At 63.1% G+C, this 12,948-nt stretch carries 12 protein-coding genes; 10 read left to right on the forward strand and 2 right to left on the reverse strand.

The window, feature by feature from the left end; genetic code table 11:
- Positions 1-9: 9 nt before the first annotated feature.
- Positions 10-1,791 carry an ATP-binding protein gene (locus GEOBRER4_RS07665; RefSeq protein ID WP_185244899.1) on the forward strand — a complete coding sequence of 594 codons (1,782 nt, stop codon included), beginning with the start codon at positions 10-12 and terminating at the stop codon, positions 1,789-1,791.
- Between the two features lie 12 nt (positions 1,792-1,803).
- Entirely contained in the window at positions 1,804-2,754 is a 951-nt protein-coding gene (locus GEOBRER4_RS07670) for a GGDEF domain-containing response regulator (protein WP_185244900.1), read from the forward strand.
- A gap of 10 nt (positions 2,755-2,764) precedes the next feature.
- On the opposite strand, the gene GEOBRER4_RS07675 is transcribed toward GEOBRER4_RS07670, so the two are convergent.
- Complete coding sequence (locus GEOBRER4_RS07675; RefSeq protein ID WP_185245296.1) at positions 2,765-3,952, reverse strand: peptidase U32 family protein; 1,188 nt, start codon at positions 3,950-3,952, stop codon at positions 2,765-2,767.
- A 475-nt stretch (positions 3,953-4,427) separates the two neighbouring features.
- Here GEOBRER4_RS07675 and GEOBRER4_RS07680 point away from each other — a divergent pair, with 475 nt between their 5' ends.
- From GEOBRER4_RS07680 to GEOBRER4_RS07715, 8 genes are all read left to right on the forward strand, one after another.
- Positions 4,428-5,441 (forward strand): LysM peptidoglycan-binding domain-containing protein, encoded by a 1,014-nt coding sequence (locus tag GEOBRER4_RS07680; RefSeq protein WP_185244901.1) that lies wholly within the window; start codon positions 4,428-4,430, stop codon positions 5,439-5,441.
- Between the two features lie 21 nt (positions 5,442-5,462).
- The gene (gene dprA, locus GEOBRER4_RS07685; RefSeq protein ID WP_185244902.1) at positions 5,463-6,542 is read left to right on the forward strand and encodes a DNA-processing protein DprA; all 1,080 of its coding nucleotides are present in this window, start codon (positions 5,463-5,465) and stop codon (positions 6,540-6,542) included.
- Between the two features lie 41 nt (positions 6,543-6,583).
- Complete coding sequence (gene topA, locus GEOBRER4_RS07690) at positions 6,584-8,923, forward strand: type I DNA topoisomerase (protein ID WP_185244903.1); 2,340 nt, start codon at positions 6,584-6,586, stop codon at positions 8,921-8,923.
- 259 nt (positions 8,924-9,182) lie between these two features.
- Positions 9,183-10,490, forward strand: a complete 1,308-nt coding sequence (gene trmFO / locus GEOBRER4_RS07695; RefSeq protein ID WP_185244904.1) for a methylenetetrahydrofolate--tRNA-(uracil(54)-C(5))-methyltransferase (FADH(2)-oxidizing) TrmFO — start codon at positions 9,183-9,185, stop codon at positions 10,488-10,490.
- A 40-nt stretch (positions 10,491-10,530) separates the two neighbouring features.
- Positions 10,531-10,761, forward strand: coding sequence for a hypothetical protein (locus tag GEOBRER4_RS07700; RefSeq protein ID WP_185244905.1), 231 nt, complete (start codon positions 10,531-10,533; stop codon positions 10,759-10,761).
- A 12-nt stretch (positions 10,762-10,773) separates the two neighbouring features.
- On the forward strand, positions 10,774-11,355 hold the full coding sequence (locus GEOBRER4_RS07705) for a Maf family nucleotide pyrophosphatase (protein WP_185244906.1): 582 nt from the start codon (positions 10,774-10,776) through the stop codon (positions 11,353-11,355).
- An 8-nt stretch (positions 11,356-11,363) separates the two neighbouring features.
- Positions 11,364-12,056 (forward strand): YggS family pyridoxal phosphate-dependent enzyme, encoded by a 693-nt coding sequence (locus GEOBRER4_RS07710; protein ID WP_185244907.1) that lies wholly within the window; start codon positions 11,364-11,366, stop codon positions 12,054-12,056.
- 25 nt (positions 12,057-12,081) lie between these two features.
- Positions 12,082-12,312 carry a hypothetical protein gene (locus GEOBRER4_RS07715; RefSeq protein ID WP_185244908.1) on the forward strand — a complete coding sequence of 77 codons (231 nt, stop codon included), beginning with the start codon at positions 12,082-12,084 and terminating at the stop codon, positions 12,310-12,312.
- A 9-nt stretch (positions 12,313-12,321) separates the two neighbouring features.
- Here GEOBRER4_RS07715 and GEOBRER4_RS07720 read toward each other — a convergent pair whose 3' ends face one another.
- The gene (locus GEOBRER4_RS07720; protein ID WP_185244909.1) at positions 12,322-12,705 is read right to left on the reverse strand and encodes a hypothetical protein; all 384 of its coding nucleotides are present in this window, start codon (positions 12,703-12,705) and stop codon (positions 12,322-12,324) included.
- Between the last annotated feature and the right edge of the window lie 243 nt (positions 12,706-12,948).

Consider the following 12,948-nt stretch of genomic DNA (forward strand, 5'->3'; position numbering starts at 1 on the left):
GAGGACCGGATGCATACCAGATTGAAATTCCCGCTCAGGTTCAAGATGCTCCTCTCCCAGTTGCTGGTGGTGTCAGTGGTGCTGAGCCTGATCACCTTCACCATGGCGAACCTGTTCCAGGTCGACAAGACCGCCTACATCCACGACCTCACCTCCACGGTGGTGCTGCACACGGCGGAGGAGGCGAACGCGCTTCTGTCCGGATACCGGGAGCGGCTGAAGCTCTTCTCGCGTGTTTTGGCCGAGCCGGAGCTTTCGGGGCGCGACCAGGTGCTGCAGGGCTTTTTCGAAGAGTTCCGGGACTTCGTCCTGGTCACCCGCAGCGCTCCCGGGGGGGAACAGACGGTCTACGATCAGGCGGCGCTGCAGGCGGCCGGGGTGACCAAGGAGGAGATACTCTCCTACCGGCAGTCCCATCCGGCGCCGGAGTCGATACCGGCAGGGCAGGTATACCTGGAGAACTCGACGCTCTCGGCCAAGCTCCCCACCTTGAACCTCACCATCTCCGAGCCGGGGGCGGGCGGGGGCGCGCCGGTCACCACCACGGCCGTGCTGCGGCTGGACCGGCTGCAGGAGCTCGCCAAGCGCTCGCGGGTCTTCGACATCCTCCTTCTGGACTCGGCCGGGCGCTACCTGGCGCACAGGAACCCTGACCGGGTCGGTGTCGCAGTCAATCCCGAGTGGTGGCAGCGTGTGAAAGCTCCACACAGCTCCGGGATGACCATGGAGTACAAAAAACGCGGCCGGGAGATGGTGGGGGGATTCTCCCGTTGCGCGCTGGGCGGGCTGGTGGTCGGGGTGGAGATACCGAAAAGCGCCGCCTACCTCACCTCGAGGGAGCTTCTGAGCGACCTGCTCCTCCTGTCCCTGGCCCTTCTGGGGGGGGCGGCGCTTTTGAGCCAGTTCTGGTCGCGGCGCTTCACGAGGCCCCTGGAGAAGCTCTCCGCGGCGACCCGGATGGTGGGGCAGGGGCGCTTCGAGATCGAGGTCAAGCCCGATTCCGGCGACGAGATCGGCGCGCTGGCCAGTTCCTTCAACCAGATGGCGGCCGAGCTGAAGCTGCGCGAGAAGGCGCTCAAGGACCTCTACGGGCAGCTGGTCCATTCGGAGAAGATGGCCGCCTTCGGCGCGCTCGGCGCGGGGATCGCTCACGAGGTGAAAAACCCGCTCGCCGGGATCCTCGGCATCACCCAGCTCTCGCTCAGGGGGGGTGGTGCCGGGCACCCGCTGGAGAAAAACCTCCTGATCATCGAGAAGGAGACCAAGCGCTGCAAGACCATCATCGAGAACCTGCTCAAGTTCGCGCGCCAGGAGCAGGTGGAGTTCGGCGAGGTCGACATCCAGCAGGTGGTGGCGGATGCGCTTGCCATAGTCGACCACCAGCTCGGGATCAACAGCATCAAGGTGGAGCAGGAACTGGAGCCGGGGATTCCTGCCTGCCGCGGCAACGCGAACCAGCTGCAGCAGGTGCTGATGAACCTGATGATCAACGCGCAGCAGGCGATGAGCGGGAAAACCGGGACGGTGAAGCTCTCCGCGCGGAAGCTGGACCAGGGGGGGGTGGAATTGAGGGTGGCGGACAACGGTCCCGGAATCAGCAAGGAGATCCAAGGGAAGATCTTCGACCCCTTCTTCACCACCAAGCCGGCAGGGCAGGGGACGGGGCTCGGGCTCTCGGTCACCTACGGCATCGTCAAGGATCACGGCGGCGAGATCCACCTGGAAAGCGAGGAGGGGGTGGGGACCACCTTCATCATCACACTCCCCCCCTCCGCGGCGGGTACACCCTAGAGGAGGACGCGCATGGACTTACTGGTTGTCGACGACGAGGAAACCCTGAGGAGCGTGGTGTCGCAGGTCCTTTCCGCAGACGGCTTCACGGTGGAGGAGGCGGCCAGCGGCGAGGAGGCCCTGGAGGCGTTCAGGAGCGTGAGCCATCCGCTGGTGATCACCGACATCAGGATGGGGGGGATGAGCGGCATCGAGCTCCTCACCGAGATCAAGGAGCACAACCCCGACACCCAGGTGGTGATCATGACCAGCCACGCCTCGCTGGACAGCGCGCTCACCGCGCTCAGAGCCGGCGCCTACGATTACCTGGTGAAGCCCTTCGAGAGCCTGGACCTGATCTCGGCGGTGGCGGGGAGGGCGGCGGAGAAGGCGCGTCTCGTGACGCAGAACCGGGAGCTATTGGAGCAGTTGACCCGCGCCAACGCGGAACTGAAGGAGGCGAACCTGGCCCTGAAGGAGCTCGCGGTTAGAGACGGTCTCACCGCACTCTACAACCATCGCTACTTCCAGGAGGTGCTGGCGCTGGAGGTGGCGCGCTCGAAGCGCTATCAGAAGCAGTGCAGCCTGATCTTCATGGATGTCGACAACTTCAAGATGTACAACGACACCAACGGGCACCCGCAGGGGGACGCGCTTTTGAAGACCCTGGCCCAGATCATGACCACGCACCTGCGGGTCTGCGACGTCGCGGCGCGCTACGGCGGTGAGGAGTTCGTGCTGCTGCTCCCGGAGACCCCCAAGGAGGCGGCGCTCGGCGTGGCGGAGGAGCTGAGGTGCAGGGTCGAGGGGCACCCCTTCCCCGGGGGAGTGACCCAGCCCCTGGGGAAGGTCACCATCAGCCTCGGCGTCGCGGCCTATCCCGGGGACGGGAGCAACGCGCCGGAGCTTCTCGACTTCGCAGACCAGCTCCTCTACAAGGCGAAGAACAGCGGGAAAAACATGGTGGTGGCGGAGAAAGGCTGATGGTTTGTCTTTAGCTTTTCTCGCTCTTTTCTCGTCTGATCAGATCGTACTCACCGGCGCCGGTGAGCTCTTTAAGGACGACCCGCTGGTTGGGGTGCGCCACCTGTAACGGGACGCCATCCTCGTCTTCCATCGCCTGCAGGATGAAGCGTGTGAAGCTCGTCCCCTGACCGATGAGCTCCAGGGCGTCCCCCAACTGCAGCCGGTTCCTTACCGTAACCAGGGTGCCGCCCCCCTTGGCTTCCCCCTCGACCAGTGCCACGAATTCGAAGTTCCTCACGTAACGCGAGAAGTACTCGTGGTCCACGTCGCGCGGCTTGCCCAGCAAGAAGCCGGTGGTGTACCCGCGGTGGCTGATCTTGGCGAGCTCCTCAAGCCATGCCGGGTTCATCCGGTACTTCTCCGGGTCCGCCCAGTAGCTGTCCAGCGCCTCGCGGTAGATGCGGATCACACTGGCCGCGTAGTAGATCCCCTTCATCCTCCCCTCTATCTTCAGGGAGTGGACCCCGCTCTGCACCAGCTCCGGCAGGTGCTCGATCAGGCAGAGATCCTTGGAGTTGAAGATGAAGCTGCCGCTTTCGTCCTCGTGGATAGGAAAATACTCACCGGGGCGGCTCTCCTCCACGATGGCGTAGTTCCAGCGGCAGGGCTGGGTGCACTCCCCCTTGTTGGCGTCCCTGCCGGTCATGGCCAGGGAAAGGAGGCAGCGCCCCGAATAAGAGATGCACATGGCTCCATGCACGAATACCTCGAGCTCCAGATCGCCGCAGTGTGCCGCAGTCTCGGCGATCTGCTCCAGCGGCATCTCGCGCGCAAGATTTACCCTTTTCACCCCCTGGGCCTGCCAGAAGCGCGCGGAGCGCCAGTTGGTGGTGTTGGCCTGGGTGGAGAGGTGGATCTCGCGGCCTGGATAGCGCTCCGCTATCAGCGCCACGACGCCGGGGTCGGCGGCGATGAGGGCGTCGAATGGAATCTCGCGGATCTCCTCCAGGTAGCGCTCCAACTCGGCCAGGTCCCCGTTGTCGGCAAAGGCGTTCACCGTCAGGTACACCTTGACGCCGTGCCGGTGCGCGTAGTCGACGGCGTGGGAGAGCTCGGTGAGGCTGAAGTTGCCGGCCAGGTTTCTAAGCCCGAACGACTTCCCCCCGAGGTACACCGCGTCGGCGCCGTAGCGGATCGCCACCTTAAGTTTCTCCATGTTCCCGGCCGGCGCCAAAAGCTCAGGCTTCACCCGTCCCTGACGCTCCCCCTGCCCGGCACCTCCGGCAGGCGCCGTTGCCCCTTCTCCTGCTGCTCTCTCCAGATCCTTTCCCGTCAAGCTCCGCTCCTTTTGCTCCGGCTCAGCTGAGGCGCCGGTTTTGGCCGCCTTGCGGCGACGGCACACCGTAGCACATACGGCGCCGATAATGAACCCCCCAATAGGCGCTTTCCCCTTGACATTGAGGGGCAAAAGGCTTTAATTATGTTAAATTTTTTTGGGGCATTAGGGCAGAGCAGCCTCTGCTCTTAATCTGTGAGGCCCCGTCTGATGCGGTTTTACGAGCCGTCCCCCTTCCCGTTTTTCCTCATGGGCGGGCGGAAATCTAATGAATGGTATTTCGGCAGTAGCACCTGCAGCCATGAAGCTTTGTACTTCGGAGGAGGGTGGGCCTTCGGGACCCCTTAAGGAGCGTATGAAAAGAATCTTCTCTCTGGCACTGCTCTTTGTATGTCTGGCCGGCACCGCGCAACTTGCGGCGGCGGAACAGGAACAACCCACCATTTACACCATCGTTCCCGGCGACACCCTCTGGGGGCTCTCGCAGCGTTTTCTGAAGGACCCCTACTACTGGCCCAACCTCTGGGCCAACAACCAGTCCATCGGCAACCCACATTTCATCTATCCCGGGCAGCGGCTGCGCATCTACAGCGACCGGATCGAGATCGAGCCTGCGCCGCGCGCTGCGGCAGCGGCAGCGGCAGCAAAGTCCGCAGCAGAGGCGCCCCACGAGGAGGCCCCGCAGGCGGCGAGCTTCAGCACCACGGGTAGCGAAGGGTTCCTGCTGGAGAACGGCGCCCACCCTGCCGGGTTGGTCATCTCGCTGCACCAGAACCGTGAGATGGCCGGAACCGACGACATCGTCTACACCGACATCGGTCTCGACCAGGGCGCGAACGCCGGGGACCGCTTCTCCGTCTACAAGAAGATGGACCCGGTGAGCCATCCCGTCACCAACGTGATCCTCGGGCAGCAGGTCATGCCGCTTGGCGAGCTGCAGCTCTCCGAGGTGGAGGATAAGGCTTCCAAGGCGATCGTCACCAAGTCCTACCAGGAGATCAGCGCCGGCTCCTTCCTCCTTCCTTACCGGGACCGCAAGGTGACTGTGCCGCTTAAGTCCGCGGACCGCGACCTCGTCGGTTATATCGTCCAGACCCAGAACGGGAACACGGCCATAGCGGTGAACGACGTGGTCTTCCTGGACCTGGGCAAGGCGCAGGGGGCGCAGCCCGGCAACATGCTCTACATCGTGCGCGACGTCACGCCTGACCAGCGTTTCGCCGACTCCCGCATCGAAAAACTGCCGGTCGAGGTGGTCGGCGCGCTGGTGGTGGTGTCCACCGGCCTCAACAGTTCCACTGCAGTCATCGTGAAGAGCGTCGACACCGTGTACCGGGGCGACCGCGTGGAGATGAGGAAAAGCAGGTAGCAGGCCAAAGGGGGTAACCCCATGGATCACTACTACTGGTTCGCGCTCAGGTCCGTGCCGCTGGTGGGAAACGTCACCTTCCTGCGGCTTTTGTCCCGCTTCGGGACGCCGGAGCGCGCGCTCAAGGCGTCGCTTGCGGAGCTCTCCGGAGTCAAGGGGGTGAGTCCGCAGGCTGCCGCCTCCATCGCCGGTCACGACTATGCCGAACTCGCGCGCAGCGAGTGCGAGAAGGTTCAGGCGTCGGGTATCGAAGTGGTCGACATCCTGTCCCGCCGCTACCCTCGCCTTTTGATGGAGATCCCGGACCCGCCCCCGTTCTTCTACCTCAAGGGGGAGCTTGACGGCAGTGAAACCGCGGTCGCCATGGTCGGCTCCCGGCGTGCAACGCAGTACGGTCTTTGCACCGCGACGAGGCTTGCACGCGACCTGGCGCTGCAGGGGATAACGGTGGTTTCGGGGATGGCGCGCGGCATAGACACGGCGGCGCACTGGGGAGCGCTCAAGGCAGGCGGCCGCAGCGTCGCCGTTCTTGGTTGCGGCATCGATCTCGTCTATCCGCCGGAGAACGGGGCGCTCTACCAGGCTTTGTCCGAAAACGGATCGCTCATCAGCGAGTTCCCCATGGGGACGCCCCCCCTGGCGGAGAACTTCCCTCGCCGCAACAGGATCATCAGCGCACTGTCGCGCGGCGTGCTGGTCGTGGAGGCGGGGGAGGGGAGCGGTTCGCTGATCACGGCGCATTACGCGCTGGAGCAGGGGCGCGAGGTCTTCGCCGTTCCCGGCAACGTTTCAGTGAGCGGCAGCCGCGGCGTGAACGGCCTGATCAAGGAAGGGGCGAAACTCGTGGAGCGGGTGGAGGATATCCTGGAGGAGCTGAGCCTTGAGCCGCAGGCGACGCTCCCCCTCCCGAAGCCGGGAAGCTTCGAGCTCACCCCTCAGGAGGCTGAGCTTTACGCCCTTCTTTGCCAGGGGGCGCTGCAGATAGACGACATCATCGTGCAGAGCGCGTTGACAGCAAGCGAGGTTTCCGCTACCTTACTTCGCTTGGAAATGAAGGGAGCCATAGTCCAACTCCCGGGCAAGCGTTTCGCCGTGGCGTAAGCCCTTGCCCCAAAAGCGGAAATACCATACTAGGTGGACACATGTCTCATAATCTCGTCATAGTTGAGTCTCCCGCCAAGGCGAAGACCATAGAGAAATTCCTCGGCCACGACTACAAGGTGCTGGCCTCCTTCGGTCACGTGCGCGCCCTTCCCAGCAAGCAGGGGTCGGTGGACACGGAGCACGACTTCGAGCCCAAGTACGCCGTGCTCCCCGAGAGCAAGAAGCACATCGACGCCATCAAGAAGGAGATGAAGGGGATCACCTCGCTGCTTCTAGCGACAGACCCCGACCGCGAGGGAGAGGCGATCTCCTGGCACCTTCTGGCGGCGCTCGGCCTGGACGGGAAGAAGAAGCTCCCGTTCGAGATCAAGCGGGTGGTCTTCCACGAGATCACCAAGGACGCCATCGTGCACGCGGTGGAAAATCCCCGCGACATCGCCCTGGACCTGGTCGACGCGCAGCAGGCGCGCTCCATCCTCGATTATCTCGTCGGCTTCACCCTCTCTCCCTTCCTCTGGAAGAAGATCCGCTACGGCCTTTCCGCCGGGCGCGTGCAGTCGGTGGCGCTCAGGCTCATCTGCGAACGGGAGAAGGAGATCCAGGCCTTCAAGGAGCAGGAGTACTGGACCATCGCCGCGAAGCTCGAGACCGCCAAGAAGCAGGGGTTCACGGCCACGCTGGTGGAGGCCGAGGGGAAGAAGCTAGGTAAGTTCGACATCCCGGACCAGGAGACCGCCTTCAAGCACTTCGCCAAACTCGGCGGCAAGGAATTCCCGCCGCAGGAAGGGGACGAAGCGGCAAAGACGCCGCTGGTGGTCGAGAACCCGGCGCACCCCGAGTACCGGGTCGACAAGGTCACCAAGAGCGAGAGAAAGCGCCAGCCTTCTCCCCCTTTCACCACCTCCACCTTGCAGCAGGAGGCGGCGCGCAAGCTCGGCTTCTCCGCGAAGAAGACCATGTCCACCGCGCAGAAACTCTACGAGGGTATCGACGTAGGGGAGGGGGCCGTCGGTCTCATCACCTACATGCGTACCGACTCCGTGGCCCTTTCCAACGTGGCGCTGGAAGAGGCAAAATCGGTGATCACCTCGCTCTACGGCAAGGAATACGCGCTCGATAAGCCGCGCTTTTTCAAGAACAAGTCCAAGAACGCACAGGAAGCGCACGAGGCGGTGCGCCCGACCTACATAGCGAAGACCCCGATCGAGCTGAAGAAGTTCCTGAGCTCCGACCAGTTCAAGCTCTACGACCTGATCTGGAAGAGGACCGTCGCCTGCCAGATGGCGGAGGCGCTCCTGGACCAGACCTCGGTCGAGATCACCGCGGGCGAGGGATTCCGCTTCCGCGTCGCCGGGACCGTGATCCGCTTCGCCGGCTTCATGAAGCTCTACATCGAGGGTGTCGACGACGAGGCGGAGGACAAGGAGAAGGAAGGGCTGCTCCCGCCGCTCTCCGAGGGGGACGTGGTCAAGCTGCAGCATCTCCTCCCCGAGCGTCACTTCACCCAGCCGCCGCCGCGCTACACAGAGGCGAGCCTGGTGAAGACCCTGGAGGAGTACGGCATCGGGCGCCCGTCCACCTACGCCTCCATTATGAACACCCTGACCGAGAGGAAGTACGCGCGCCTCGACAAGAAGCGCTTCTTCCCCGAGGACGTTGGGATGGTGGTCTCGGACCTTCTCACCAACCACTTCACCCAGTACGTCGACTACAACTTCACCGCGAACCTCGAGGAAGAGCTCGACATGGTCTCGCGCGGCGAGAAGCAGTGGCGCCCGCTTCTGCACGAGTTCTGGGGTCCCTTCATCAACCTCTTGAAATTGAAGGAAGGGGAGGTGAACAAATCCGACTTGACCACCGAGGCGACCAACGAGGTCTGCCCGGAGTGCGGCAAGCCCTTGGTGGTGAAGCTCGGCAAGTTCGGCAAGTTCTACGCCTGCACCGGCTACCCCGAGTGCCGCTACATCCGTCCGCTGGACAAGGAGACGGGCGAGGTGGTTGAGCCCGTGGTTTCCGAGGAAGTATGCGACAAGTGCGGCAGCCACATGCTGATCAAGGACGGGCGCTTCGGCAAGTACCTGGCCTGCTCCGCCTACCCCAACTGCAAGAACATCCAGCCGCTGGTGAAGCCCAAGGGGACCGGGATCACCTGCGCCGAGTGCGGCAAGGGAGAGCTGATCGAGAAGAAGTCCCGTTTCGGCAAGCTCTTCTACTCCTGCAACCGGTACCCCGAGTGCAAGTTCGCCCTGTGGGACCTCCCGGTGCAGCAGCCCTGTCCCAAGTGCGGCTTCCCGCTTTTGATCAAGAAGGTCTACAAGCGCGAGGGGGAATTCCTCAAGTGCCCGAAGGAAGGGTGCGACTACAAGAGCAACCAGTAATAGAGTCGGATGGACAGTTCGATTGATGCTACCATGATGCGGGGTCTTCGGACCCCGCTTCGTTTTCAAGGGAGCCGCAGAGCGAAGCAGAGCTTCCCATTGCCTTGCCACGGTTCACATGGAAATAGTGGGAGCATGCGTTAACTATCCCATGAGTACCAGACGTGGCTGAGGCGTCCCCCCCTTTGCGAAGGGGGGACAGGGGGGATTTGCTTCTAGCGACGCCCTCTTTGAACAAGCAGTTTTTTCAGGAGAAACGATGACGCAGGAAATAACGGTAATAGGTGGAGGTCTCGCCGGTTGCGAGGCGGCATGGCAGGCGGCAAGGCGCGGGGTGAAGGTGCGCCTTTTCGAGATGAAGCCCAACACCTACAGCGAGGCGCACCACCTTCCCGGGCTGAGCGAGCTGGTCTGCTCCAACTCGCTGCGCGGCGACTCCCTTGAGAACGCGGTCGGTCTTCTGAAGGAGGAGCTGCGTCGCCTGCACTCTCTCTTCATGGAGGGTGCCGAGGCTACCAAGGTCCCGGCAGGAGGGGCGCTAGCCGTCGACCGCGACCTCTTCTCGCAGTACATCACCTCCCGCATCGAAAGCCATCCCCTGATCGAGGTGGTCCGGGAAGAGGTGACGCGCATCCCCGAAGAGGGGATAGTGGTCGTCGCCTCCGGCCCCCTGACCTCCGGCCTCCTCGCCGAAGAGATCGGGCGCCTTGCGGGAAGCTACCTCTACTTTTACGACGCCATCGCCCCCATCGTCGCGGCAGATTCCATCGACTATGATAAGGCCTTCCGCGCCTCGCGCTACGGCAAGGGGGATGGCGACGACTACCTAAACTGCCCGATGAACGAGGAGCAGTACCATGCCTTCGTGCGCGAGATCATTGCGGCCGAGAAGGTGGAACCTAAGAGCTTCGAGAAGGTGGTCCACTTCGAGGGGTGCATGCCGATCGAGGAGATGGCGAGCCGCGGCGTGGAGACGCTCCGCTTCGGGCCGATGAAGCCGGTGGGGCTCGTCGATCCGAGGGTCGGGGTGGAGCCGCACGCCGTGATACAGCTGCGCCAGGAGAACCGCGAGGCGACCATGTACAATCTGGTCGGCTTCCAGACCAAGCTCACCTGGCCCGAGCAGAAAAGGATCTTCCGGATGATCCCCGGGCTGGAAAACGCGCAGTTCCTGAGGCTCGGCTCCATGCACAGGAACACCTTCATCAACGCCCCCGAGCTCCTTTTGGCGACCTGCCAGCTGAAGAGCGACCAAAGGGTCTTCTTCGCCGGCCAGATCACCGGTGTCGAGGGGTACGTCGAGTCCGCCTCCAGCGGCTTCGTTGCCGGCGTCAACGCGGCAAGGCTCGCCAGGGGGGAGGAATCGATCGTTCCCCCGGCGGAGACCGCCATCGGAGCGCTGGCCAGGCACATCACCAACACCGAGGCCGCGCACTTCCAGCCCATGAACGTGAACTACGGCCTTTTCCCGCCTCTTCCCGGGCGGGTCAAGAAGAAAGAAAAGCGCGGCCTCTTGGCGCAGCGGGGGCTGGAAGCGCTGGATAAGTGGCTCCCGGAGTTGTCCTGACGGTTCACCTCGATAAGCCCCTTGGGGCGGGGAGGTCGGCATGCAGAAAGACAAGGAGAAGACACAACTCGAGATCAGCGTCATAGGGCGCCTGATCTCGCTCGAGGCCTTTGCTTTCGTCATGGCGCTAGTATCGCTCGTCTACGGGGCCTGGGAGGACAGTTACTGGAACATCGCCCTGGGGATGGTGATCCTCGTGGGCACTTCGCTCTTCGTGCTGAAGTGCCGGAACTGCCGCGGCAGGGACAGGGACAGGGACAGGGCGAAATAAAGGAGAAGAACAATGAAGAACGGCAGCATCGTGCTCGCCTCGGCGTCGCCCAGGCGGAGCGAGCTTTTGGAATCGGCGGGGATCCAGTTCCGCGTAGTCCCGGCGGACATAAACGAGGAGCCCCTCCCCGGGGAGGAGCCGGTCGATCACGTGCGAAGGCTCGCCGAAGGAAAGGCGCGCGCCGCGGCGGACCTGGCCGAAGGGAGATTTTTCCTGGGAGCCGACACCATCGTTCTTTGCGACGGCGAGATCATGGGGAAACCCAAGGACGCCGCCGATGCCGAGCGCATGCTGAAAAAGCTCTCCGGCGTCCCCCACGAGGTGGTCACCGGCTTCGCCATCTACGACCGGGAGCGCAAGGGGGCCGTGGTCGAGGCCATCAGGACCAAGGTCTTTTTCAAGCAGCTGCGCGACGAGGAGGTCCGGGACTACATAGCCACCGGCTGTCCCTTCGACAAGGCGGGCGCCTACGCTATCCAGGGGGGCGCCGCCCACATGGTGCAGAAGATAGAGGGGTCCTACACCAACGTGGTCGGCCTGCCGCTTTGCGAGGTGGTGGACGCGCTGAGGGTGATAGGGGCGCTGGGTAGATAGGAGGGCGCATGTCGGTAGCTGAGAACCTGGGCAAAATCAGGGAGCGCGTCAGGCTGGCGGCGCTGCGGGCGGGAAGGGATCCGGAATCGGTCCGGCTGGTGGCGGTCTCGAAGACCAAGCCTGCCGCGGCGATCGAGGAGGCCTTTGCCTGCGGCCAGCAGATCTTCGGCGAGAACTACGTGCAGGAGCTGGTAGGGAAAAAGGCGGAACTCTCGTCTGCGATCTCCTGGCACTTCATCGGCAACCTGCAGAGCAACAAGGTGCGCCAGATAGCCGGGATGGTCGACCTGATCCACTCGGTGGACCGGCTCTCGCTCGCCGCGGAGATCGACCGCCAGTGGGGGGCCTTGGGGAAGGTATGCGAGGTGCTGATCCAGGTCAACATCTCCCGCGAAGAGACCAAGGGGGGGACCAGCAGCGAGGAACTGCTCCAACTGGTGCGGGACGTGGCACGGCTGCCGCACTTGCGGGTCGTCGGGCTCATGACCATGCCCCCCTTTTTCGACGACCCCGAGGGGGCTCGCCCCTATTTCCGCGAATTGAGAGAGTTGGCCGGCAAGCTTCAGGCTGCGGCCATACCCGGCGTCGAGATGCGGGAGTTGTCCATGGGGATGTCGGGGGATTTCGAGGCCGCCATAGAAGAAGGGGCGACGCTCGTGCGCGTAGGCTCCGCGCTCTTCGGGGAGAGGCAGTACCGCTAGCCCTTGTTGAAAGAGGAGGTTTTCCTTGCAGCAGGAAAAGAAGGTTTCCAGACTCAGGCGCCCCTTCGTCATCGGGGGCGCGGCCATAGGCGCCGTCCTTTGCGGATGGTACCTCTACAACAACTTCGGCAGGGTGACGCCGGTGCCCGATCCCATCTGGACCCGGTTCGTCAACCTCGCCGTCATCATGTTCCTTTGCATCTACCTGGCGAACCTGCTGAGGGTGGCAGTGGAGTTCTTCCTCAGGCGGCGCTAGGGTCGGCTGCTACCACTCGCCCTCTTCGCGTACCTTTACCGGAACCGGCACCGTCTGCAGGAAGGTCGCTATCTTCTGGGCCACCAGCGATTCCAAAACCGCGAACGCCATCGAGATCACCGCGTAGGCTCCCAGCGCTACAGCCATGGAGGCGGGAATCTCCAGGTCCTGCTGTGAACTCTTCACCATCCAGATCATGGCCACCGCCGCCGCGCCGCAACCGAAATGCCGCCTGACCCAGCCGTTTTGCTCTTCCAGCAGAGCCTGCAGTTGCTCGATCTCGCCCTCAAGGCAGCGCTCCTCAGCCACGAGCCAGGAGAGGTAGATCCTCGGCAACATGACAGCAGTCATGGTCAAGGTGACGGTGGCCATCAACGCGGTGAACATGTTCATGCATTACCCCCTGGCTTCGTGTTTACGCTGCTTTCCTTTTCATAGCAGGAAAGAAGCCGAAACCGGCGCAACGGGGATTTTATCTCATTAACGTTACTCTCCTCCCCGTAATCATTAAGGATTATCTTCCGACTTCACGCGCAGTTTCCAGCAGACCTCTGGTTAAACCTCATACAGCTGTGCGCCATTTGAACAATCGGGCTGCGACATTCTCGCCAAATGACGCAAAAGTTGCACCACTCC

This window comes from Citrifermentans bremense (assembly GCF_014218275.1).
GTDB lineage: Bacteria > Desulfobacterota > Desulfuromonadia > Geobacterales > Geobacteraceae > Geomonas > Geomonas pelophila.